Below are 23,532 nucleotides of genomic sequence, written 5' to 3'. Positions count from 1 at the left end.
CAATGCGCCGCGCTGGCGGTTTATACTCGTGCCTCTTTGTGACTACTGCGGTTGAATGTATCCATGCGTAACCATGCTCACGATGACTTCGATGACGTGCCAGCCTTGCGTGCGGGCACCGTTGATGATGACGAACTGATACCGGCGCATGTGATACGCAGCCGCCAGAAAGCCACCCGCGGGGCCAGCACGGCGCCGTTGTGGGCTTTGATCGGTGCCTCGTTCATCGCGTTGGCGGGCCTGGGCTGGTGGAGTTTCCAGCAGATCTCGCTGATGGAGCAGCAACTGGTGGCGACCCAGGAAAGCTTTGCCCGCATCAGTGAAGAGGCGGCTGGGCGCCTTCAGGCGATCAGTGGCAAGGTGGCGGCCAGCGAGTCAGGCGCCACTACCAGCACTGAGGCATTGAAGTTGCAGCTGCGCCAGTTGCAGAAGGGTGTTGCCGGGCAGACCGGCGACCTGGGCAAGCGTCTGGAGCAGGTGCTGGCCGATACCCGAGAACAGCAGAAGGCCGTGACCGAGCTGCAAAGCCAGTTGCAGGCGCAGTTGACGCTGGTGAATGGCGAGCTGGCGGCGCTGCGTTCGGGCCAGGTCGATGGTGGCAAGCTTGATGCCCAATTGAAGAGCCTGAACGAGCAGGTTGCCGCGCTGAAGGCTGCGCAGGTGGATGGCGGCAAGCTGGACGCCCAGCTCAAGAGTTTGGGGGGCGAGGTGGCAGCGCTGAAGAAGCAGGGCAACCCGAGTGCGGCTATCCAGAGCCTGGAGCAGGACATGGTCGTGCTCAAGAGCCAGATCGACAACCGCCCGGCTGCGGCGTCCTCCAGTGGTGCTTCGGTGAAGGAGTTCGATGCCTTCCGTGCGCAGATGACGCGTAACCTGAACACGCTGCAAAGCCAGATTCAGAACCTGCAGCAACAGATCAACGCTCGTCCGTGACATCAGCTGAGCCTTATTCGCGGGCACGCCCGCTCTCACTGGATCAAGAACAGCTTTCAAGCTTTTCGCTGTACCGGTGGGAGCGGGCGTGCCCGCGAACGGCCCTCGATCACAACCGCGGATAATCGATGTAACCCACCGGCCCCTTGCCATAGAAGGTTTCGGGGTGTGCCTCGTTCAACGGCGCATCCGCTGCCAGCCGTGCCGGCAGGTCGGGGTTGGCGATGAACGGCACACCAAACGCCACGGCATCCGCTTTGCCACTGGCCAAGGCCGCATTGGCACTGGCCTTGTCGAACCGCTCGTTGACGATGTACGGGCCACCGAATGCCTCTTTGATCAGCGGCCCGATGCTGTCGTCGGCTTCCCGCTCCCGTGAGCAGATGAAGGCGATGCCGCGTTTGCCCAGCTCTCGGGCCACATAGGTGAAGGTCTCGGCGCGGTCGGCGTCGCCCATGTCGTGGGCGTCGGTACGCGGTGCCAGGTGCACACCTACGCGCTGCGCGCCCCACACTTCAATGGCCGCATCGGTCACCTCCAGCAACAGGCGCGCGCGGTTTTCCAGCGAGCCACCGTAACGGTCTGTGCGCTGGTTGGTGCTGCTTTGCAGGAACTGGTCGAGCAGGTAACCGTTGGCGCCATGGATCTCCACACCATCAAAACCGGCAGCCTTGGCATTTTCGGCACCACTGCGGTAGGCCTCGACGATGTCGTTGATTTCTTCGGTTTCCAGCGCCCGCGGGGTAGGGTAGTCACTCAGTGGGCGCACCAGGCTCACATGGCCCTTGGGCTGGATCGCGCTGGGGGCCACAGGCAGTTCGCCATTCAGATAGCTGGGGTGGGAGATACGACCCACGTGCCACAGTTGCAGGAAGATGCGACCGCCCGCGGCATGCACGGCCTTTGTCACGTTGTTCCAGCCACGTACCTGTTCATCGTTCCAGATGCCGGGGGTATCTGGGTAGCCGACGCCCATGGGGCTGACCGAAGTCGCCTCGCTGAGGATCAGCCCGGCGCTGGCCCGTTGTACGTAGTATTCGGCCATCAGCGCATTGGGCACGCGGCCTTCATCGGCGCGGCAGCGGGTCAGCGGGGCCATGATGATACGGTTGGGCAGTTGCAGGTCGCCCAGTTTGATCGGATCGAAAAGCGTGGTCATAGCGGTTACCTGCCTTGTCAAAGTGCTTGGCGCAGTTGTTCGAGAAACGCCTGGATGGTGGCTTCGTCGCGTTTGAAGAAGTGCCATTGGCCAATCTTCTGGCTGCTGATAAGCCCGGCGCGCTGCAAAGTGGCCAGGTGGGCAGAGACGGTCGACTGCGACAGGCCGCAGCGTTGGTCGATTTGCCCGGCACACACACCGTTTTCGGTGCTGTGGTACTGGTCTGGGAACTGGGTTGCCGGGTCTTTCAGCCAGCTGAGAATTTCTCGCCTGACCGGGTGGGCCAGTGCTTTTATGATTTCGTCGAGATCGAGTGGCATGGTTTGAGGCTCGCTGTAGCGGTATATCGCGATAGGACGAAATATAATTCGCTGTATTTCGATATACAAATACGAAGGCGTTCTTAGCTGAGCACGAATCGACATATCGCGTTATAACGATATGTTGGGCGGCGGTGCTAGACTGCGCTCATGAACTACCTCGCACACTTGCACCTGGGCGGCCCGGCGCCGCAACAATTGCTTGGCAGCCTTTACGGCGACTTTGTCAAAGGCTCGTTGGAAGGGCGCTTTCCGCCTGCGCTGGAGGCGGCCATCCGGCTGCACCGGCAAATCGACAGTTACACTGACCGGCACCCATTGGTGCTGGCGGCTCTGGCACGTTTTCCGCGCGAGCGGCGGCGTTTTGCCGGCATCGTTCTGGATGTGTTTTTCGACCATTGCCTGGCACGGCACTGGGGCAACTACGCCGATCAGCCGCTGGAGCAGTTCACTGGCGCGTTTTATCGGGTACTGCTGGCAGAGCCCGAGTTGCCTGGGCGGTTGGCGCGGATTGCGCCTTTCATGGCAGCGGATGACTGGCTAGGGGCGTATGGCGATTTTGCCACCCTGGAGCAGGTGTTCAACGGCATTGCCCGACGCTTGTCGCGGCCTGAGGGGATGGTTGGGGTGATGCTGGAGCTGGAGCGGTTGTATGAGCCGCTGCTGGCGGATTTTCGCGAATTCTACCCGCAGTTGCAGGCGTTTGCGGCGGTAGGGCGGATGTCTGACAGTTAGAGGTGTGTGGGTGATACTGGCCTCTTCGTGGGTGAACCCGCTCCTAAACGGGGCTGCCCGTAGGAGCGGGTTCACCCGCGAAAGGGCCAGAACAGGCAGTGCAAGCATTCAGGCAGCCCGCGCCTGCCGACGTGGCGCCATCTCCACGTCTTCAACCCCGAACAGCGTCAGGTGAATCGCCTGCTGTGCCTGCAACGCCAGCACTGCACGTTCCTTGCCCACGCTACCGATAGGCTGCAGCAGGTGGATGCACACCTCGCCTCGCGGCAGGGCAAACAGGCGCATCAGGTGCGACACCAGGTCGTCTTCACCAATGAACGGCGCTACCGGGTCGACCTGGCCATCACGCAGATACTGGATAGCGACTGGCTGCACTGCCACGCCACGGTCGATGGCACCTGCCAGCAGGCGGCCATGAAAGGTGCGCAGCGTGCGGCCGCTGGTGGTGGTGCCTTCGGGGAATATCAGCAGCGGGCGGGCCAGACCCAGTTGCCCGGCGATCTGTTCGCGCAGGCGCTGGCTGTCGCCACCACCACGGCGAATAAATAGCGTGCCGGCCTTTTCCGCCAACCAGCCGGCCACCGGCCAGTGCCGCACTTCGGCCTTGGACAGGAAAGACAGCGGTGTGAGCATGCCAAGCAGGGGTATGTCGGTCCAGGAAACATGGTTGCTGACCCACAGCATCGGCCGCTGTGGAAGTTCGCCAACTACCTTCACGTCGAAGGGTAGGGCGGCGACCAGGCGCTTCATGAACAGGCAGGTCCAGCGCTGGCGCCGTTCGATCGGCGCCTTGAAGCCCAAGCGTTCTCCCAAGGCGATAATGCTGGCCATCAGCATGCCCTGCGTCAGCACCAGCAGCAGTCGGATGAGGCGGGCCAGTACCCGCAACTTCGGCATCAGACCGCCGCCTTGAAGTGGCGGGCGTAGCGTGGGCACAGCTCGTCGCGTTTGAGCAGGATGAATACGTCAGCCACCTGGAAGTCCTCGTCCCAGCATGGTTCGCCGCAAATCTTCGCGCCCAGGCGCATGTAGGCCTTGAGCAGCGGTGGCATTTCGGCAATGACGTTGTTGGGCAGGGCCAGCTTCGGCAGCGGGTTTTTTGGTTCGGCACGCAGGTGTTCGGTGCACAGGTAGCGCTCACGCAGGCGCTGCATCACTGCATGGGCCTGCACGCCGCCGTCCTGCATGGAGATACTGGCGCAGCCCATCAGATAGCTGTAGCGGCCCTCGTTGAGCACCTCGGCCAGTTCACCCCAGAGCACGGCGATGGTGCCGCCGTTGCGGTAGTCGGGGGTCACGCAGGTACGGCCCAGCTCAAGGATCGGGCCTTGCAGCTGCAACAGGCCGTGCAGGCTGAACTCTTCTTCGCTGTAGAAGCGGCCCAGGCTGCTGGCGGCCTGATGATCGAGCAGGCGGGTGGTGGCAACCAGTTCGCCGGTGTTCAGGTCGCGTACACCAATGTGGCGGCAGTGCACGTCGTAGTCGTCCATGTCCAGGCCCTGCTCGGCACCTTTGAGCTTGGCCTTGAATTCTGCGCTGAATACTTTGTAGCGCAAGGCTTGGGCTTCTTGCAGCGCCGTGGCGCCAACCAGGCGTTCGGCTTGCAGACGGCGTTCAGTGCTGTAGTCGCCAGCGGTAGCGATCCGAGTCATTACGAGTCTCCATAAGCCAGCCAAGAAGGGTTGCGGCCGGTCGGCTTTGTTGTGCAAAGTCAGCCTAGGTAGACCCAGTGTCACCCCTGTGAATCTTTGGTGATGCTTGCGTGACACACCCTGAGCCTTAACTGAAAGCCCTCCAGCAAGGAGCTGTTCCATGGCCTGGTTGCAACGACTCAACGATCCGCTTCGCCTCGCGCCGACAGGCACCCTGGGCGAAACCTACGCCGCGCTGCTTGAGCGCCTCGGCCCGGTTGCCCCGTTCGAACTGGCGGTACTGGGCGGGCGTGCAATGGCCACCCCGGGCCTGGCCTTCCTGGTGGGTTACCAGGCTGCCCTTCGCGTGCTGTGGCCCAGTGCGCCGCACAGCCTTGGCGCCTTGTGTGCCACCGAGCGGCGCAGCGTGCGGCCGGCAGACATGCACACACGGCTGGACGCTCTGCGGCTGTCGGGTTGCAAAGACTTCGTTACTGCGGGCCTGGAGGCGGAGTGGTTGCTGGTGGCAGCGCGTAGCGAAGCGGCTGGCGCTGCGCCGCAGTTGAGCCTGGCGGTGGTTTACCCCGGGGAGCCGGGGGTAACACTGGAGCCATTGCCAACCCTGCCGCTGATGCCGGAAGTCGGTCATGGCCGATTGCTGCTGGAGCAGGCGTCGTGCGAGTTGCTGGCCGGTGACGGTTGGGATGCCTATGTGAAGCCGTTCCGTTCGCTGGAGGATTTGTATGTGCTCACGGCGCTGACCGCCTGGTTGTATGGCGTGGGGCAGGAGTGCGCCTGGCCGCAGGGGCTGCGCCTGCAGTTGCTTGGGCTGTTGGCTGGCTGCGCCGAGGGTAGCCGGCAGTGTGCCGATAGCATGGGTTGTCACTTGCTGCTGGGCGGGTTGTTTGCGCAGTTCCAGGCGTTGCGGGGGGAGATCGATGCAGCGTTGGCGACAGGGCCGGTGCATTGGGCGCAAATCTGGCAGCGTGACCAGGGGGTGATGGCACTGGCAGCGTCGGCGCGGGAGAAGCGGCTGAACAAGGCTTGGGTTGCTGCGGGCTTGTCATGAATGGCTGACAGGTATGTGTGAGCCGATGAGTTGCGGCGTGGTACCAGTGGAAGCGCGTTTACGTGCAAAGAGGCCGGTGAAGGCCGCGGAAAACCTGAAAGGCATTTCCTTTTATCGCGCTTGATCCACGCAAATCCCGGCCGTTGACGTATCATTGGCCGCCTGACGGCAACCCCCTCCAGGATCGCTTGCGCATGCTTGCCCTTCTTATCCAGACCCTGAACATCACGGCGCCGGTATTCGCCATGCTGTTCATGGGCGTCCTGCTCAAACGCATACACTTGATCGACGACAACTTCAACCGTGTCGCTTCGCAGCTGGTGTTCAACGTTTGCATGCCGGCGCTGCTGTTCCTCGGCATCTACCACGCCGACCTGGCCGCAGCGGTCAAGCCAGGCGTGCTCCTGTATTTCATCGTCGCCACTTTGGCCGGTTTCGCCATTGCCTGGGGCATGGCCATCTGGCGCAGCCCGATGGCCGACCGGGGCATCTATACCCAGGGCGCATTCCGCGGCAACAATGGTGTGATAGGCCTGGCCCTGGCCGCCAGCCTGTACGGTGACTATGGCATCTCCCTGGGGGCGGTGCTCGCAGGCTTGGTCATCCTCATGTACAACTCGCTGTCCGCGGTGGTGCTGGCGGTGTACAGCCCGGACCTCAAGTCCGATCCGTGGAGCATCTGCAAAAGCATTTTCAGCAACCCGCTGATTATTAGCGTGCTGGTGGCCGCACCGATGGCTTACGGCCAGGTGCCGCTGCCCAACTGGCTGCTGACCTCGGGCGACTACCTGGCACAGATGACGCTGCCGCTGGCGCTGATCTGTATCGGTGGCACGCTGTCGCTGGCAGCGCTGCGTAACTGTGGCCGGCTGGCCATCGATGCCAGCCTGGTGAAGATGCTCTGGCTGCCGCTGCTCGGCACTCTTGGTGCCTGGTTGTGCGGGTTTCGCGGGGCGGAGCTGGGCATCCTGTTCCTGTACATAGGCAGCCCGACCGCTGCAGCCAGCTACGTGATGGCGCGCGCGGCCAACGGCAATCATGAACTGGCCGCGTCGATCATCGTGATTACCACGCTAATGGCGGCGATCACCACCAACATTGGTATTTTCATCTTGCAGTGGGGCGGATGGATCTAGATCCTTGACTGCAAATAACAGCAACAACACTGCCTCACTGAGCTAAAGGACACTTCATGCAAGACCAGAGCACGCCCGAGCGGTTACAGCGCGGGCTGAAGAATCGCCATATCCAGCTGATCGCGCTGGGCGGGGCCATCGGTACCGGCTTGTTCCTGGGCATTGCCCAGACCATTCAGTTGGCCGGCCCCTCCGTGTTGCTGGGCTACGCCATCGCCGGCCTGATGGCCTTCCTGATCATGCGTCAGCTGGGCGAAATGGTGGTGGAAGAGCCGGTCGCCGGCAGCTTCAGCCACTTCGCCCACCAATACTGGAGCGAGTTCGCAGGCTTTGTCTCAGGCTGGAATTACTGGGTGGTGTACGTGCTGGTCGGCATGGCCGAGCTGACGGCAGTCGGTATCTACGTGCAGTACTGGTGGCCGGACTTCCCTACCTGGGCCACGGCGGCGATCTTCTTCGTGGTGATCAACCTGATCAACCTGACCCAGGTAAAAGTTTATGGCGAGATGGAGTTCTGGTTCGCCCTGGTCAAGGTGGTCGCCATCGTCAGCATGATCGGCTTTGGTGCCTGGTTGCTGGGCAGCGGTCATGGTGGCCCGGATGCCAGCGTGGCCAACCTGTGGCAGTACGGCGGCTTCTTCCCTAACGGCGTCACTGGCCTGGTAATGGCTCTGGCGGTGATCATGTTCTCGTTTGGTGGCCTGGAGCTGGTAGGCATCACGGCTGCCGAGGCCGACAACCCGCGCCAGAGCATCCCCAAGGCCACCAACCAGGTGGTGTACCGCATCCTGATTTTCTACATCGGTGCCTTGGCGGTGCTGTTGTCGCTGTACCCTTGGCAGAAGGTGGTGCAGGGCGGCAGCCCGTTCGTGATGATCTTCCACGAACTGGACAGCGACCTGGTGGCGACCATCCTCAATATCGTGGTGTTGACAGCTGCGCTCTCGGTGTACAACAGCTGTGTGTACGCCAATAGCCGTATGCTGTTCGGCCTGGCCAGCCAGGGCGACGCGCCGCGTCAGTTGCTGAAGGTAAGCCGTAGCGGCGTGCCGCTGACCGCGCTGGGCGTCTCGGCCTTTGCGACCGGCATGTGCGTGCTGATCAATTACCTGATGCCGGGAGGGGCCTTCGGCTTGCTGATGGCGTTGGCGGTGTCTGCGCTGGTGATCAACTGGGCGAGCATCAGTATCACCCACCTGAAATTCCGCAAGGCCAAGCTGGCCGCCGGGATCACCCCCTTCTACAAAAGCTTGGGGCACCCACTGACCAACTACCTGTGCCTGGCATTCATTGTGCTGATCCTGGTGGTGATGTACCTGACGCCGCCAATTCGCATCTCGGTAATGCTGATCCCGGCATGGATCGCTGTGCTGTGGGTGGCCTTCAAGCTGAAGAAGGCTCGCCAGGCCAAGGGCTGATCGGGTTTGTTCGTAAGGGGTATGCCGTTAGGTTTTCGGCGCCTGTGAGATCGAGCGCCGCGCGGGCGGCGCTTCGCGGGTAAACCCGCTCCTACGTTTGTTTCGGGCCAGTCCGTTCTGTGCCAGGCGCGCGCGACCGCCTTGTTTGTACGACGCGATATCGAGGCATGCGCCAAAGCGTTCGCGCGCAAATCCCGCAGGAATAATTGGCCCGAAACAAACCGTTCTGTGCCAGGCGCGCGCGACCGCCTTGTTTGTACGACGCGATATCGAGGCATGCGCCAACGCGTTCGCGCGCAAATCCCACAGGAATAATTGGCCCGAAACAAACGTAGGAGCGGGTTTACCCGCGAAGCGCCGCCCGCGCGGCGCTCGATCTCACAGGCGATGAAAGCCTAAAGGCATGCGTCTGGCGGCCCTGACGCGTGCCCCTTCCATGCCCCTCAATGCTGCCTCCGCCAGGCGCGCACGGTGGTGTACAGCAACACTGTGGCGAGCACCGGCAGTACATAGAACAGCATCAAGCGCTCCAGGCGGCCAGCCAGCGGCATACCCATGGTAAAAGCCGCCACATGCAGGCCGTAGGCCAGGTACAGGCAAAGAAGCACCAGGCCTTCGGCGCGAGTGATGCGGTAGCCGGAATAGAACACTGGCAGGCTCAGTATGGCAACGCCGAGCATTACAGGCAGATCGAAAGACAGCGCGTTAGGCGAAATCGACAGTGGCTCCGGGGTGACCAGCGCGGTCAGGCCCAGTACGGCCAGCAAGTTGAACAGGTTACTGCCGATTACAGTGCCCACCGCGATCTCCCGTTCGCCACGCAAGGCGGCGATCAGCGCAGCGGCCAGTTCCGGTAGGGAAGTGCAGATAGCGACGACCGTCAGGCCGATGATGCGCTCGGACAGGCCCAGGTCGGTGGCCACCTCGATGGCAGCTTCCAGCAGCAAGTGGCCCGCCAGGCTCAGCAGGCCGAGGCCTACCAATACCTGCAGCAGTGTACCTGACCAGAAGCGCCCGGCCCCGGACCTGGCGGCGTCTGGGGCCGGGTAGGTGCGTGCGTAGTGGCGCGATTGATGCCAGAGCATTGCCAGGTAACCGGCCAGCCCCAGTAATAGCAGTGCCCCTTCAACCCTGCCCAGGCGGGCATTGGCGGACAGTGCATACACCAGCCCGCTGGCGACGATCATCAATGGGATGTCCAGACGCACCAGCTGGCGTGACACCCGCAGCGGTATGATCAGTGCGGCCAGGCCGAGAATGACCAGTACGTTGAAGATGTTGCTGCCGATCACGCTGCCTACTGCCACATCCGGAGCGCCCTGGTAGGCAGCCTGCAGGCTTACGGTCAATTGTGGCGCGGTACTGCCGAAGGCCACCAGGCTCAGGCCTATGATCAGCGGACGAACATGCAGGCGCTGCGCCAGGCGCAAAGCGGAGCGCACCAGTAGCTCGGCGCCGCCGACCAGCAACAGCAGGGCAACGCCCATTTGCAGCAAGCTAAAAGTGGGAAGGGTGGCCAGGTCGAAAATGGTCGGACTCCTGTCGCGTCAGTCGCTAAGCCCTTGTACCCGCACGCGCGCTGTTCCGCTACGCAGCATGCCGATTTTTTCTGCTGCTGCGCGAGACAGGTCGATCAGGCGGCCGCGGATGTGCGGGCCACGGTCGTTGATACGTACCACCACACTGCGCTGGTTGGCCATGTTGGTGACCAGTACACGCGTGCCGAAAGGCAAGCTGCGGTGGGCGGCGGTAAGGCCGTGCTGGTTGAACGGTTCGCCACTGGCGGTGCGTTTGCCGTGGTGGCGCGACCCGTAGTAGGAAGCGGTGCCCGTCTGGTCGTAACCGCGCGGGTCGATGTCATGGCTGGCGCAACCGGCCAGGAAAGAAAACAGGGCGAGGGTGCCGAGGGATCGTTTTAGCAAGTCAGGTGCTCTCCGGTGCGGCCATTCGCGGGTAAACCCGCTCCTACAGGTGAAGCGTTGGCTTGTGTAGGAGCGGCTTCAGCCGCGAACGAGGGCGAAGCCCTCGCAGCATTACAGGGGGAAAATCATCACCCTTCGAGCTTGGCCTTGAGCAATTGGTTCACCTGCCCCGGGTTGGCCTTGCCTTTGGAAGCTTTCATGGCCTGGCCGACGAAGAAGCCGAACATCTTGCCGCGCTTGGCCTCATCGGCTGCACGATACTGTTCGACCTGCTCGGCATTGGCTGCCAGCATTTCGTCGAGCATTTTGTCGATCGCCCCGGTGTCGGTAACCTGTTTCAGGCCTTTGCTCTCGATGATGCTGTCGGCATCGCCTTCACCGGCGGCCATGGCCTCGAACACGGTCTTGGCAATCTTGCCGCTGATGGTGTTGTCACGAATGCGCAGCAGCATGCCGCCCAGCTGCGCGGCGCTGACTGGCGCCTGATCGATCTCGACACCCAGCTTGTTCAGCAGGCTACCCAGTTCGACCATGACCCAGTTGGCCGCCAGCTTGGCATCACCCCCGATTTTCACCACTTCTTCGAAGTAGTCTGCCTGTTCGCGGCTGGAAGCCAATACGTTGGCGTCGTAGGCCGACAGGCCGTACTGACTCTGGAAACGCTCGACCTTCTGGGGTGGCAGCTCCGGCAGGCCGGCGCGGATGGTTTCGAGGAAGCTGTCCTCGATGACTACCGGCAGCAGGTCGGGGTCGGGGAAGTAACGGTAGTCGTTGGCTTCCTCTTTGCTGCGCATGGAGCGCGTTTCGTCCTTGTTCGGGTCGTACAGGCGGGTTTCCTGCACCACTTTGCCACCGTCTTCGATCAGGTCGATCTGGCGCTGGATTTCGCTGTTGATCGCGCGCTCGATGAAACGGAACGAGTTGACGTTCTTGATTTCGCAGCGAGTGCCGAACTCGGTCTGGCCTTTCGGGCGGATCGATACGTTGCAGTCGCAGCGCAGAGAACCTTCGGCCATGTTGCCGTCGCAGATGCCCAGGTAGCGCACCAGCGCGTGGATCGCCTTGACGTAGGCGACGGCTTCCTTGGCGCTGCGCATGTCAGGCTCGGAGACGATTTCCAGCAGCGGGGTGCCGGCACGGTTCAGGTCGATGCCGGTGGAACCGCTGAAGTCTTCGTGCAGGCTCTTGCCGGCGTCCTCTTCCAGGTGCGCGCGGGTTACGCCGATGCGCTTGATGGTGCCGTCTTCCAGCGCGATGTCCAGGTGGCCCTTGCCGACGATCGGCAGGTCCATCTGGCTGATCTGGTAGCCCTTGGGCAGGTCCGGGTAGAAGTAGTTCTTGCGTGCGAACACGTTGCGCTTGCCGATCTCGGCATCGATGGCCAGGCCGAACATGCACGCCATGCGCACGGCTTCCTCGTTCAGCACCGGCAGTACGCCGGGCATGCCCAGGTCAACCAGGCTGGCCTGAGTATTCGGCTCGGAGCCAAAGGTGGTAGCGCTGCCGGAGAAGATCTTCGACTGGGTGGCGAGCTGAGTGTGAATTTCCAGCCCGATCACAACTTCCCATTGCATGTGTGAATTCCTCAGAAGCCGTTGGGGGCGCGGGTGTGCCAGTCGGTCACCTGTTGGTAGCGGTGCGCGACGTTGAGCAGGCGGCCTTCCTGGAAGTATGGCGCCAGCAGTTGCACGCCGACCGGCAGGCCGTCGACGAAGCCCGCAGGCATCGACAGGCCTGGCAGGCCCGCCAGGTTGGCGGTGATGGTGTAGACGTCTTCGAGATAGGCGGCAACCGGGTCGCTGCTCTTGGCGCCGAGCTTCCAGGCCGGGTTTGGCGTGGTCGGGCCGAGAATCAGGTCGACATCGTTGAAGGCGGCCATGAAGTCGTTCTTGATCAGGCGGCGGATTTGCTGCGCCTTCACGTAATAGGCGTCGTAGTAGCCGGCCGACAGGGCGTAGGTCCCGACCATGATGCGGCGCTGTACTTCAGCGCCGAAGCCTTCGCCGCGTGAGCGCTTGTACAGGTCGGTGAGGTCTTTCGGCTCTTCGCAGCGGTAGCCGAAGCGTACGCCGTCGAAACGCGACAGGTTGGAAGAGGCTTCAGCCGGGGCGATCACGTAGTAGGCCGGAATGGCATGCTGCATGTTCGGCAGGCTGATTTCCTTGACCACTGCACCGAGCTTTTCCAGCTCTTTGACGCTGGCCTGGACCAGGTCGGCGATGCGTGGGTCGAGACCGGCGCCGAAGTACTCTTTCGGCAGGCCGATGCGCAGGCCCTGAAGTGAAGCGTTCAGGTTGGCGCTGTAGTCCGGCACCGGCTCTTCGATGCTGGTGGAGTCCTTGGCGTCGAAACCGGCCATGCCTTGCAGCAGCAGCGCGCAGTCTTCGGCGGTGCGGGCCAGCGGGCCGCCCTGGTCGAGGCTGGAGGCGTAGGCGATCATGCCCCAGCGTGACACACGACCGTACGTCGGCTTGAGGCCGGTGAGGTTGGTCAGTGCCGCGGGCTGGCGGATCGAGCCGCCGGTGTCGGTGCCTGTGGTGGCGGGCAGCAGGCGTGCGGCCACTGCAGCGGCCGAACCACCGGACGAGCCGCCCGGAACGTGCTCAAGGTTCCACGGGTTTTTCACCGCGCCGTAATGGCTGGATTCGTTGGCCGAACCCATGGCGAACTCGTCCATGTTGGTCTTGCCCAGGGTGACCATGCCGGCTTCGGCCAGCTTGGCGACCACGGTGGCGTCATAGGGCGCCTTGAAGTTGTCGAGCATCTTCGAGCCGCAGCTGGTGCGTACGCCGTTGGTGCAGAACAGGTCTTTGTGGGCGATCGGTGCACCCAGCAGCGCGCCGGTTTCGCCAGCGGCGCGCCGGGCATCGGCGGCACGCGCCTGGCCCAGGGCCAGGTCGTCGGTGATGCTGATGAAGCTGTTGATCTGTGGGTCGAGCTGTTTGATGCGCGCCAGCAGCGCGCCAGTCAGCTCTTCGGAAGAAAACGATTTGTCGGCGAGTCCGCGGGCGATCTCGGCCAGGGTCAATTGATGCATGGCAGGCTCTATCCCTTACTCGATGACTTTGGGAACCAGGTACAGACCGCTTTCGGTCGACGGCGCAATGGCCTGGTAGGCGTCGCGCTGGTTGCTTTCGGTGACTTGGTCGGGACGCAGGCGCTGGCTGGCCTCCAGCGGGTGGGCCAGGGGCTCGATGCCAGTGGTATCGACCGCTTGCATCTGGTCGACCAGGCCGAGAATGCTGTTCAGGGCGTCAGTAATGCGTGGCAGTTCGCCATCATTCAGGCCCAGGCGGGCCAGATGGGCGATCTTTTCCACGTCGCAGCGTTCAAGCGCCATGAGGATCTCCAAGGGAAACAAAGAACGGAATTTGGGTCCGCAGTGAGGAACATGTCAGCTTTCTGGCGGTCTAACGGCCGCGAAATTCTGCTGGCGTGCTCGGAAAAACAGCCAATTTAACATATTGGCTCCTTGCCCAAAATCCCTGCCATTGTTAGAGTTTGCCGCACTTTTTTACCCACGCTTTCCCCAGGGTCACTTTCCCATGTTCAAGAAACTGCGTGGCATGTTTTCCAGCGATCTTTCGATCGACCTGGGTACTGCCAACACCCTTATTTACGTGCGTGAGCGCGGTATCGTCCTGAATGAACCCTCGGTTGTTGCCATCCGTACCCATGGCAACCAGAAAAGCGTCGTCGCCGTCGGTACCGAAGCTAAACGCATGCTGGGCCGAACGCCTGGCAACATTGCAGCCATTCGTCCGATGAAGGACGGCGTCATCGCCGACTTCAGCGTCTGCGAAAAAATGTTGCAGTATTTTATCAACAAGGTTCACGAGAACAGCTTCCTGCAGCCAAGCCCGCGCGTGCTGATCTGCGTGCCGTGCAAGTCGACCCAGGTAGAACGCCGCGCCATCCGCGAGTCGGCCCTCGGTGCGGGTGCCCGTGAAGTATTCCTGATCGAAGAGCCGATGGCCGCTGCCATCGGTGCAGGCCTGCCGGTTGAAGAGGCCCGCGGTTCGATGGTCGTCGATATCGGTGGTGGTACCACTGAAATCGCCCTGATCTCGTTGAACGGTGTGGTCTATGCCGAGTCCGTCCGTGTGGGCGGTGACCGCTTCGACGAAGCCATCGTTACCTACGTGCGCCGCAACTACGGCAGCCTGATCGGCGAATCCACCGCCGAACGTATCAAGCAGGAAATCGGTACTGCCTACCCAGGTGGCGAAGTACGTGAAGTCGACGTGCGTGGTCGCAACCTGGCCGAAGGTGTGCCGCGTGCCTTCACCCTGAACTCCAACGAAGTGCTCGAAGCGCTGCAGGAATCGCTGGCGACCATCGTCCAGGCGGTCAAGAGCGCCCTCGAGCAATCGCCGCCGGAACTTGCTTCGGACATCGCCGAGCGCGGCCTGGTGCTGACCGGTGGTGGTGCGCTGCTGCGTGACCTCGACAAACTGCTGGCCCAGGAAACCGGCCTGCCGGTAATCGTCGCCGAGGACCCGCTGACCTGCGTCGCCCGTGGCGGCGGTCGCGCCCTGGAAATGATGGACAAGCACGCAATGGACCTGCTCTCCAGCGAGTGATCCCGCTTGCTGTTCACGAGTGCCCGGTTTACAGGTAGTACGCACAGTGCTACCTGTATGTGCTGCGCTGGTGCCCGTTTGGGGCGCCGTAACCGTCAATCCGCAACCAGGCTGGTGCGTTGTCCCATGTCCAATGACCTCCTGAGTCGTCCACGAGGAACGGCCCATTAAACCGCTTTTCTCCAAGGGCCCTTCGCTGGGCGTTCGCCTGCTCGTTCTGGTGGTGATGTCAGTCGCGCTGATGGTTGTCGACGCGCGCTTTGACGTGCTCAAGCCCGTGCGCAGCCAGATGGGCCTGGTGCTGATGGAGTCGTACTGGATCACCGATTTGCCGCAGCGTGCCTGGCAAGGTGTGGCCGGCCAGTTCGGTAGCCGCACCGAGCTGATTGCCGAAAACGAGAAGCTCAAGACCGAAGCCCTGCTGCTGCAGGGGCGCCTGCAGAAGCTGGCGGCCCTGACCGAGCAGAACGTGCGGCTGCGCGAGTTGCTCAACTCTTCGGCGCTGGTCAACGAAAAGGTCGAAGTGGCCGAGCTGATCGGTGTCGACCCCAACCCGTTTACCCACCGTATTCTGATCAACAAGGGTGAGCGTGATGGTGTTTTCCTGGGCCAGCCGGTGCTCGATGCCCGCGGCCTGATGGGCCAGGTCGTAGAGTTGATGCCCTACACCGCGCGGGTGCTGTTGCTGACCGATACCACCCACAGCATTCCGGTGCAGGTCAACCGCAACGGCCTGCGTGCCATTGCCAGCGGCACTGGCAACCCGGAGCGCCTGGAGTTGCGCCATGTGGCCGACACTGCCGACATCAAGGAAGGCGACCTGCTGGTCAGTTCCGGCATGGGGCAGCGCTTTCCTGCCGGTTATCCGGTGGCCACGGTCAACGAAGTGATCCACGATTCCGGCCAGCCTTTTGCCATCGTCCGTGCCATCCCCACCGCCGCGCTTAACCGCAGCCGCTATATGTTGCTGGTGTTCAGTGACCGGCGTAGCCCGGAGCAGCGCGCCACTGATGCCGCCATTGCCCAGGAAGAGGCTGACCGCAAGGGCTCTGCACCTGCTGGCCAGCCGGCCGCTACCAGTGATCAGGTCGCACCCGCCGCTGGCACGCCTGCCGCGTCGGTCACACCGGCAGCACCAGCCACTTCGGTCGCGCAGCCAGCAGCCCCGTCTGCTGCACCTGCCACGCCGGCCGCACCCGCTCAACCCCGGAGGCAATGATGGCTGCATCACGCCGCAATAACGGCTGGATCATCTGGCTTACTTTCGCCATCGGCCTGCTGCTCAGCGTTTCCCCCATGCCGCAGTTCATGGAGGTGTTCCGGCCCATGTGGTTGGCCTTGCTGGTGTCGTTCTGGACCCTTGCCGTGCCGAACAAAGTCGGCATGACCACGGCATTCGTGCTGGGCCTGGCCGAGGACGTGCTGTATGGCACCCTGCTGGGGCAGAATGCGCTGGTTCTTACCTTCATCACCTTTCTGGTGCTGTCCCTGCAGCAGCGTCTGCGCATCTTCCCCATGTGGCAGCAAAGCCTGGTCATTCTGGTGATCTTTGGTATCGCCCAGTTGATCCAGCTGTGGCTCAGCGCACTGACCGGCAACCGCCTGCCCACCCTGGCGCTGGTCTGGTCGGCGGTGATCAGTGCCTTGCTCTGGCCGTGGATCAGCTTTGCCTTGCGCGACCTGCGTCGACGCTTGCATATCAACTGACGGCACACGCCGCTGACAGGGAGATGTCTGCATGACCCCGCTATATCTGGCTTCCGGCTCGCCCCGTCGTCGTGAACTGCTGATGCAGATCGGCGTGCCGTTCATGGTCATCAGTGCCCCCGTCGATGAATCTCCTCTACCCAACGAAAGCGCCCCTGCCTACGTCGAACGCCTGGCCCGGGCGAAGGCCGCCGCCGGCCTGGCCCGTGTCGACGACCCGGCTGTAGTGCTCGGCGCAGACACTGCCGTGGTGCTCGATGGTCGTATTCTCGGCAAACCGGAAAACCGCGAAGATGCCTTGGCCATGCTGGCTGACCTGTCAGGCCGTGAGCATCAGGTGCTGACTGCTGTCGCCCTGGACGATGGCCAGCGGGTGCACAGTTTTTGCGTTACCAGCAAGGTACGCTTTCGCGTCATCAGCACCGATGAAGCGCAACGCTATTGGGCCAGCGGCGAGCCAGCAGACAAGGCTGGCAGCTATGCCGTGCAGGGGCTGGGTGCGGTTTTCGTCACCGGCCTTTCCGGCAGCTACTCGGCGGTGGTTGGCTTGCCGCTCTGTGAAACGGCCGATTTGCTTGGCCAGTTCGGCATCGCCTGCTGGCAATCGCTCGCACATACGCCAGAGGTAACAAACCCGCAGTAGCCAGCAGTGCGTACGCCATCCATCATTAGAAAGAACCTTTGACGAGAGCCTGCCATGAGTGAAGAGATCCTGATCAACATCACCCCGATGGAGTCACGTGTGGCGGTGGTGGAAAACGGGGTGCTGCAGGAAGTGCACGTCGAGCGCACCCAGCGCCGTGGCATCGTCGGCAATATCTACAAGGGCAAGGTGGTGCGCGTGCTGCCAGGCATGCAGGCGGCCTTCGTCGACATCGGCCTTGAGCGCGCTGCGTTTATCCATGCGTCGGAAATCTCCCAGCGTGAAGGCTCGGCGGTAGAGAACATCACTGCACTGGTACATGAAGGCCAGGCCCTGGTGGTGCAGGTGACCAAGGACCCGATCGGCACCAAGGGTGCGCGCCTGACCACCCAGCTATCAATTCCGTCACGCTACCTGGTGTACATGCCGCGCAGCAGTCATGTTGGTATTTCGCTGAAAATCGAGGACGAAGCCGAGCGTGATCGCCTCAAGCAGGTGGTCAGCGACTGCATGGATAGCGAGAACATCAAGGATGCCGGCGGCTTCATCCTGCGCACCGCCGCCGAAGGCGCGCGTGCCGAGGAGATCTTGCAGGACATTCGCTACCTGCGCCGCCTGTGGGAACAGATTGGCACCCAGATCAAGACCTGTGGCGCGCCCACGGTCATTTATGAAGACCTTGGCCTGGCCCTGCGTACCCTGCGTGACCTGGTCAACCCGAAGATTGAGAAGATCCGCATCGACTCGCGGGAAACCTTCCAGAAGACCACGCAGTTCGTCGGCGAGCTGATGCCGGAAATTGCCGACCGCCTCGAACATTACCCGGGCGAGCGCCCGATCTTTGACCTGTACGGCGTCGAAGACGAGATCCAGCGGGCCCTGGAGCGCAAGGTGCCGTTGAAGTCCGGTGGCTACTTGGTAGTCGACCCGGCCGAAGCGATGACCACCATCGACGTCAACACCGGGGCTTTCGTCGGCCATCGCAACCTCGAAGAAACCATCTTCAAGACCAACCTCGAGGCCGCTACCGCCATCGCCAGGCAACTGCGCCTGCGCAACATTGGCGGCATCATCATCATCGACTTCATCGACATGGAAGACGAAGATCACCAGCGCCAGGTACTGCGTACTCTGGAAAAACAGCTGGAGCGTGATCACGCCAAGACCAACATCATCGGCATCACCGAACTGGGGCTGGTGCAGATGACCCGCAAGCGCACGCGGGAAAGCCTGGAGCAGGTGCTGTGCGAGCCGTGCCTGGCCTGTCAGGGCCGCGGCAAGCTGAAAACACCCGAGACCATCTGTTACGAAATATTCCGCGAGATCCTGCGGGAGGCCCGTGCCTATCAGGCTGAAGGCTACCGTGTGCTGGCCAACCAGAAGGTGGTCGACCGCCTGCTGGATGAAGAATCAGGCAACGTGGCGGAACTGGAGGCCTTCATCGGTCGAACCATTCGCTTCCAGGTCGAGTCGATGTATTCGCAGGAACAGTACGACGTGGTGCTGCTCTGAGGCCTTCTGAAACACGCCACTGCGTCGTCGGGCTGGCAAAACCGGCAGTACCGGCCATCATGGATAAACGACTTGGAGGGCCATGGCCATGGGACGTCTGAACCGCGTTCTTGTCGCTCTGACCCGCTGGGGGTTGGGCATATGTGCCCTGCTGACAGTATTGGTGGCGCTATATGTCAGCCTTGGCCGTGAACTGGTGCCGCTGGTAGCCGAGTACCGTGCCGATGTAGAAAGCAAGGCCGAGCAGGCGCTGGGCCTGCCTGTGCATGTCGGTGCCCTGGAAGGGCACTGGAGCGGACTGGCCCCCGTGTTGCGGGTGCGCGACCTGCAATTGGGCGAAGGCGCCAAGGCGCTGCGGCTGGACGAGGTCATGGTGGTGCCCGACATCTGGGCCAGCCTCACCGCCCGCGAAGTGCGCCTGGCGCGCATTCAGCTGGGTGGGCTGCAACTGATCCTTCGCGAGAACGAGCAGGGCGCCTGGAGCCTCGAAGGCCTGCCTAAAAAGGACGATGCACCGCTCGACCCTGCCGACCTGCTGCAGCGCTTGCGCCAGCTGGGGCGCATCGATGTGTTCGACAGTCTGGTCACCCTGCACCCCTGGCAGCGCGACCCGCTGACCCTGACTTATGTGAGTGCCGGCCTGCAGGCCGGTGCCACACGCCAGGCCTTGGACCTGCGTGCCACCCTGCCTGACGGCCAGCCCCTGGCGCTGAGCCTGAATAGCCATATGTCGGCCGAAACTTGGCGCGATGGCGAGGTAGAAGCCTATGTAAGCCTGCCGCAAAGTGACTGGGCACATTGGTTGCCACCCAGCGTGTCAGGGCAGTGGCATGCGGATACCCTGCGGGCAGGCGGTGAGTTCTGGATCGGCTGGGGCAAGGGGCAGTTGCAAAGGGCCGTCGTAAGGCTCAATGCACCCAGGCTGCAGGGGGCCTATGCCGGGCGCAAGGCTGCCGACCTGAATAACCTCGCTTTGGGCGCCTGGTTCCAGCGCCGGGAGCAAGGCTTCGATGTGGTCGTCGACTCGTTGGCCATGGACCTCGGCAAGGCTCGCTGGGAGTCTCACCTGCAGTTGCAGCAGCGTCCCGGCCAGAACGCAGCCGATGAGAGCTGGCAGTTACAGGCGGACCGCCTCGACCTCACCCCGCTGAACCCGCTGATCGATGCCCTGGCACCGCTGCCGGACAAGGTAAAGGATGTGGTCGATGGCTTGAAGGTGACCGGTACGTTGCGCAATGTGCGCCTCGAGGCCAGGCCCAAGGCCGAGGGTGACCAGCGCCTGCAGTTCGCAGCCAACCTGGAGAAGGTAGGCTTCGATGCTTATCACAACGCCCCGGCGGCCGGTAACGTCAGTGGCAGCATCAGTGGTGACCTGGGCCATGGCGAGCTGCGCCTGGATACCGATGCGTTCATGTTGCATCTGTACCCGATCTTCGCCAAGCCCTGGCACTACCAGAAGGCGAATGCGCGCCTGACCTGGACCTTGGACAAAGACGGTTTCACCCTGATTGCGCCCTATCTCAAGGTGGTGGGCGAAGAGGGCAAGATCGCCGGCGACTTCCTGATTCGCCTGTTGTTCGAGGAAGGCCGCGAGGACTACATGGACCTGCGCGTCGGCCTGACCGAAGGCGATGGCCGCTATACCGCCAAGTATCTGCCCGAAGTGCTCAGCCCGGCCCTCGACGAATGGCTGCGCAGCGCTATCGTCAAAGGTGCTGTGGACGAGGGCTACTTCCAGTATCAGGGCTCGCTGAACCATGGCGCAGCGCCGGAGGCGCGCAGCATCAGCCTGTTCTTCAAGGTGCATGACGCTGCCCTGGACTTCCAGCCTGGTTGGCCACAGGTGCAGCATGTGGATGGCGATGTGTTCATCGAGGACAGTGGCGTGCGCATCATGGCCCGGCGAGGCGTGCTGCTCGACACCAAGGTCAGCGATGTGAAAGTCGATATTCCGCATGTCGACGGTGACCAGCACAGTCACCTTTACCTGGATGGCGACTTCGACGGTAGCCTGAGTGATGGCCTGAAGATTCTCAAGGAAGCGCCAATCGGCACCGGTGAGATTTTCGCCGGTTGGGAAGGTGAGGGGCCGCTGAAGGGCAAGGTCAAGCTCGATATCCCGCTGGCCCATGGGCAGCGCCCAAAAGTGCAGGTGGACTTCGCCACCAGCGATGCGCGCCTGAAGGTTGCCCCGCCGAGCCTGGAGTTGAACCGCCTGAAGGGCGACTTCAGCTTCGACTTCGACAAGGGCCTGAGTGGCAAGGGCATCAGCCTACAGGCCTTCGGCAAGCCGGTAACGGCTCGAATCACCGCTGAAGGTCAGGCTGGGCAGATGCAGACCCGCATCAATGCCAATGGCCAGGTATCGCTCAAGACGCTGACTGACTGGCTGCAATTCAACCAGGCTTTGCCGGCATCCGGTGACCTGCCGTATCAGTTGCAGCTCAGTCTGGGGAGCCGGGACAACCACCTGAGTGTCACTTCCAGCCTCAAGGGCCTGGCCATCGACCTGCCGGCTCCGTTTGGCAAAGCGGCAGCAGATACCCGAGACAGCCGTTTCGACATGAGCCTTCAGGGCCCGGAGCGGCAATTCGATGCCGCCTACGCCGACCTTGCCCGCTTCGCCTATGCCGCACCGGCCGAGAAGTTGACTCAGGGCCGTGGCGAGCTAGTGCTGGGCACAGGCGACGCCCGGGTACCTGCCAGCCAGGGGCTGAGGGTACGCGGGCGCCTGGAGACGCTGGACCTGGCCCCCTGGCAGGAACACGCTGCCCGGCTGGCTGGCGACGACCCGGGTGGCAGCGCGCGGCAGAACCTGCAAAGCGTTGACCTGAGCATCGGCCAGTTGAAAGCCTTCGGCATGGATCTGAACCAGGCCGTGGTTCGCCTGGCCCGGGCCGGCCCGGCCTGGGATTTGCGTCTCGACAGCAAGGAAGTCATCGGTAACGCACGCGTTCCGGATGCCAAGGGCGCGCCCATGGTCGTGCGCATGCAGACCTTGCGCCTGCCTGCCGCCAGCGCCGCTGAACAGCAGGCTGAAGACGGTCCCGACCCGCTGTCCTCATTCGATCCGCGCAAAGTCCCGGCACTGGACCTGAGCATCGACAAGCTCTATCGCGGTGACGATCTTTATGGCAGCGCCTCGATCAAGCTGCGGCCGACCGCACGTGGCGTTAAAGCCAGTGATATCGACCTCGACCTCAAGGGGTTGCGCATCGATGGCGGTGGTGGCTGGGAGGGTGAAACGGGCAAAACCAGCAGTTGGTACAAAGGGCGCCTTGACGGCAAGAACCTGGCGGATGTGCTCAAAGCCTGGGGCTTTGCCCCGACTGTGACCAGCCGCGACTTCCGCCTGGATGTGGATGGCCGCTGGCCGGGTTCGCCGGCCGCGGTGGGCCTGAAACGCTTCTCGGGCAGCATGGATGCAGCGCTGCGCAGCGGCCAGTTCGTCGAGGTCGAAGGCAGCGCACAGGCACTGCGGGTGTTCGGCCTGCTCAACTTCAACTCGATTGGCCGGCGCCTGCGTCTGGACTTTTCCGACCTGTTTGACAAGGGCCTGGCCTATGACCGGGTCAAGGGCTTGCTGGTGGCCAGTAGTGGCGTGTACGTGACCCGCAATCCGATTACCGTGACCGGCCCGTCGAGCAACTTCGAGCTCGACGGCACGCTGGACATGGTCAGCGACCGGGTCGATGCCGACCTGCAGGTGAGCCTGCCGGTGACCAACAACCTGCCGCTGGCTGCGTTGATCGTCGGTGCGCCGGCTGTGGGCGGTGCGCTGTTCCTGGTCGATCGGCTGATCGGTGACCGCGTGTCACGCTTTGCCAGCGTGCACTACCGTGTCGAAGGGCCGTGGAAAGAGCCTAGAATCACATTTGTGAAACCTTTCGAGAAATCCCGCTAGGAGTACCCATGAAGGCAGCGGTAATCCAGATGGTCAGCCAGGACGAGGTGCAGGCCAACCTGCAGCGTGCCGGTGCCCTGTTGGAGCAGGCCGCGTCGGGCGGCGCACGGTTGGCGGTGCTGCCGGAAAACTTTGCCGCCATGGGGCGCAAGGACGCTGCTGCCATCGGCCGTGCCGAAGCCTTGGGGGAAGGGCCTATTCTGCCATGGTTGAAACGCGCCGCCCGCGACCTCAAGTTATGGATTGTTGCCGGTACCTTGCCATTGCCACCGTTCGGCCAGCCCGATGCCAAGGCCCATGCGTGCTCGCTGTTGATCGATGAACACGGCGAGGTGGTGGCGCGGTATGACAAGCTGCACCTGTTTGACGTGGATGTGGCCGACAACCGGGGCCGCTACCGCGAGTCGGATGACTACGCGCAGGGTGCTCAGGTGGTGGTGGCTGATACGCCGGTCGGGCGGCTTGGGCTTAGCGTGTGCTACGACCTGCGCTTTCCCGAACTGTACAGCGCGCTGCGCGCCGCCGGCGCGGAGCTGATCACCGCACCGGCAGCTTTTACTGCAGTGACCGGCGCGGCACATTGGGAGGTGCTGGTGCGAGCCCGGGCCATCGAAACCCAGTGTTACCTGCTGGCTGCGGCACAGGGCGGCGCCCACCCTGGCCCACGGGAAACCCATGGCCATGCGATGATCGTCGACCCTTGGGGGCGCATTCTCGCAGAACAGGCGCAAGGTGAAGCGGTACTGCTTGCCGAGCGCGACATTGAAGAACAAGCGTCCATTCGGGCGCGCATGCCGGTGTTATCGCACCGGCGCTTTTTTTCGCAGGGCGCGTTGCGGCCTGCGCACACCTCGGAGTGA

21 protein-coding genes are annotated in these 23,532 nt (G+C 62.7%); 12 read left to right on the top strand and 9 right to left on the bottom strand.

Annotated elements, in window-relative coordinates; all coding sequences use genetic code 11:
- Positions 1–63 precede the first annotated feature (63 nt).
- Entirely contained in the window at positions 64–933 is an 870-nt protein-coding gene (locus tag INQ47_RS21825; protein ID WP_404702569.1) for an ATPase, read from the top strand.
- Positions 934–1,042: 109 nt separating this feature from the next.
- Here the strand turns inward: INQ47_RS21825 and INQ47_RS21820 are convergent, their stop codons facing one another.
- Positions 1,043–2,092 carry an alkene reductase gene (locus INQ47_RS21820; protein WP_176683766.1) on the bottom strand — a complete coding sequence of 350 codons (1,050 nt, stop codon included), beginning with the start codon at positions 2,090–2,092 and terminating at the stop codon, positions 1,043–1,045.
- Between the two features lie 17 nt (positions 2,093–2,109).
- Positions 2,110–2,412, bottom strand: coding sequence for a helix-turn-helix transcriptional regulator (locus tag INQ47_RS21815; protein ID WP_003255178.1), 303 nt, complete (start codon positions 2,410–2,412; stop codon positions 2,110–2,112).
- Between the two features lie 150 nt (positions 2,413–2,562).
- Here INQ47_RS21815 and INQ47_RS21810 point away from each other — a divergent pair, with 150 nt between their 5' ends.
- Positions 2,563–3,147 carry an ACP phosphodiesterase gene (locus INQ47_RS21810; protein WP_404702568.1) on the top strand — a complete coding sequence of 195 codons (585 nt, stop codon included), beginning with the start codon at positions 2,563–2,565 and terminating at the stop codon, positions 3,145–3,147.
- 108 nt (positions 3,148–3,255) lie between these two features.
- Here the strand turns inward: INQ47_RS21810 and INQ47_RS21805 are convergent, their stop codons facing one another.
- Both INQ47_RS21805 and olsB read right to left on the bottom strand, forming a co-directional pair.
- Positions 3,256–4,044 (bottom strand): lysophospholipid acyltransferase family protein, encoded by a 789-nt coding sequence (locus INQ47_RS21805; RefSeq protein WP_404702567.1) that lies wholly within the window; start codon positions 4,042–4,044, stop codon positions 3,256–3,258.
- On the bottom strand, positions 4,044–4,799 hold the full coding sequence (olsB, locus tag INQ47_RS21800; protein ID WP_404702566.1) for an L-ornithine N(alpha)-acyltransferase: 756 nt from the start codon (positions 4,797–4,799) through the stop codon (positions 4,044–4,046). Before olsB ends, INQ47_RS21805 begins: the two co-directional genes overlap by 1 nt.
- A 160-nt stretch (positions 4,800–4,959) precedes the next feature.
- On the opposite strand from olsB, the gene INQ47_RS21795 reads away from it, so the two are divergent.
- The 3 genes from INQ47_RS21795 (at position 4,960) to INQ47_RS21785 (ending at position 8,401) form a co-directional block, all read left to right on the top strand.
- Complete coding sequence (locus INQ47_RS21795) at positions 4,960–5,847, top strand: hypothetical protein (protein WP_021781836.1); 888 nt, start codon at positions 4,960–4,962, stop codon at positions 5,845–5,847.
- Between the two features lie 194 nt (positions 5,848–6,041).
- A complete protein-coding gene (locus tag INQ47_RS21790) occupies positions 6,042–6,983 on the top strand; it encodes an AEC family transporter (RefSeq protein ID WP_176683762.1) in 942 nt (313 codons plus the stop codon).
- Between the two features lie 56 nt (positions 6,984–7,039).
- Entirely contained in the window at positions 7,040–8,401 is a 1,362-nt protein-coding gene (locus INQ47_RS21785; protein WP_404702565.1) for an amino acid permease, read from the top strand.
- 443 nt (positions 8,402–8,844) lie between these two features.
- On the opposite strand, the gene INQ47_RS21780 is transcribed toward INQ47_RS21785, so the two are convergent.
- From INQ47_RS21780 to gatC, 5 genes are all read right to left on the bottom strand, one after another.
- On the bottom strand, positions 8,845–9,888 hold the full coding sequence (locus INQ47_RS21780; RefSeq protein ID WP_252461552.1) for a calcium/sodium antiporter: 1,044 nt from the start codon (positions 9,886–9,888) through the stop codon (positions 8,845–8,847).
- A 60-nt stretch (positions 9,889–9,948) separates the two neighbouring features.
- Positions 9,949–10,323: a septal ring lytic transglycosylase RlpA family protein gene (locus tag INQ47_RS21775; protein ID WP_404702564.1), complete on the bottom strand. Its 375-nt coding sequence runs from the start codon at positions 10,321–10,323 to the stop codon at positions 9,949–9,951.
- 128 nt (positions 10,324–10,451) lie between these two features.
- A complete protein-coding gene (gatB, locus tag INQ47_RS21770) occupies positions 10,452–11,897 on the bottom strand; it encodes an Asp-tRNA(Asn)/Glu-tRNA(Gln) amidotransferase subunit GatB (RefSeq protein ID WP_252461554.1) in 1,446 nt (481 codons plus the stop codon).
- Positions 11,898–11,908: 11 nt separating this feature from the next.
- Complete coding sequence (gatA, locus tag INQ47_RS21765) at positions 11,909–13,360, bottom strand: Asp-tRNA(Asn)/Glu-tRNA(Gln) amidotransferase subunit GatA (protein WP_176683757.1); 1,452 nt, start codon at positions 13,358–13,360, stop codon at positions 11,909–11,911.
- 15 nt (positions 13,361–13,375) lie between these two features.
- A complete protein-coding gene (gene gatC / locus INQ47_RS21760) occupies positions 13,376–13,663 on the bottom strand; it encodes an Asp-tRNA(Asn)/Glu-tRNA(Gln) amidotransferase subunit GatC (RefSeq protein ID WP_003255165.1) in 288 nt (95 codons plus the stop codon).
- Between the two features lie 205 nt (positions 13,664–13,868).
- On the opposite strand from gatC, the gene mreB reads away from it, so the two are divergent.
- The 7 genes from mreB (at position 13,869) to INQ47_RS21725 (ending at position 23,532) form a co-directional block, all read left to right on the top strand.
- A complete protein-coding gene (gene mreB / locus INQ47_RS21755) occupies positions 13,869–14,906 on the top strand; it encodes a rod shape-determining protein MreB (protein WP_003255163.1) in 1,038 nt (345 codons plus the stop codon).
- Between the two features lie 166 nt (positions 14,907–15,072).
- On the top strand, positions 15,073–16,125 hold the full coding sequence (mreC, locus tag INQ47_RS21750) for a rod shape-determining protein MreC (protein ID WP_289711648.1): 1,053 nt from the start codon (positions 15,073–15,075) through the stop codon (positions 16,123–16,125).
- On the top strand, positions 16,125–16,613 hold the full coding sequence (mreD, locus tag INQ47_RS21745) for a rod shape-determining protein MreD (protein ID WP_404702563.1): 489 nt from the start codon (positions 16,125–16,127) through the stop codon (positions 16,611–16,613). The genes mreC and mreD overlap by 1 nt, the downstream gene beginning before the upstream one ends.
- Positions 16,614–16,644: 31 nt before the next feature.
- The gene (locus INQ47_RS21740) at positions 16,645–17,256 is read left to right on the top strand and encodes a Maf family protein (RefSeq protein WP_404702562.1); all 612 of its coding nucleotides are present in this window, start codon (positions 16,645–16,647) and stop codon (positions 17,254–17,256) included.
- 54 nt (positions 17,257–17,310) lie between these two features.
- Positions 17,311–18,768 carry a ribonuclease G gene (gene rng, locus INQ47_RS21735; RefSeq protein WP_021781845.1) on the top strand — a complete coding sequence of 486 codons (1,458 nt, stop codon included), beginning with the start codon at positions 17,311–17,313 and terminating at the stop codon, positions 18,766–18,768.
- Between the two features lie 82 nt (positions 18,769–18,850).
- Positions 18,851–22,672, top strand: coding sequence for a YhdP family protein (locus INQ47_RS21730; RefSeq protein WP_404702561.1), 3,822 nt, complete (start codon positions 18,851–18,853; stop codon positions 22,670–22,672).
- Between the two features lie 8 nt (positions 22,673–22,680).
- Positions 22,681–23,532 carry a carbon-nitrogen hydrolase family protein gene (locus INQ47_RS21725; RefSeq protein ID WP_404702560.1) on the top strand — a complete coding sequence of 284 codons (852 nt, stop codon included), beginning with the start codon at positions 22,681–22,683 and terminating at the stop codon, positions 23,530–23,532.

This window comes from Pseudomonas sp. 3HC3, assembly GCF_044904505.1.
Taxonomy (GTDB): Bacteria; Pseudomonadota; Gammaproteobacteria; order Pseudomonadales; family Pseudomonadaceae; genus Aquipseudomonas; species Aquipseudomonas putida_Y.
This window is presented reverse-complemented; position numbering and strand designations above follow the sequence as displayed.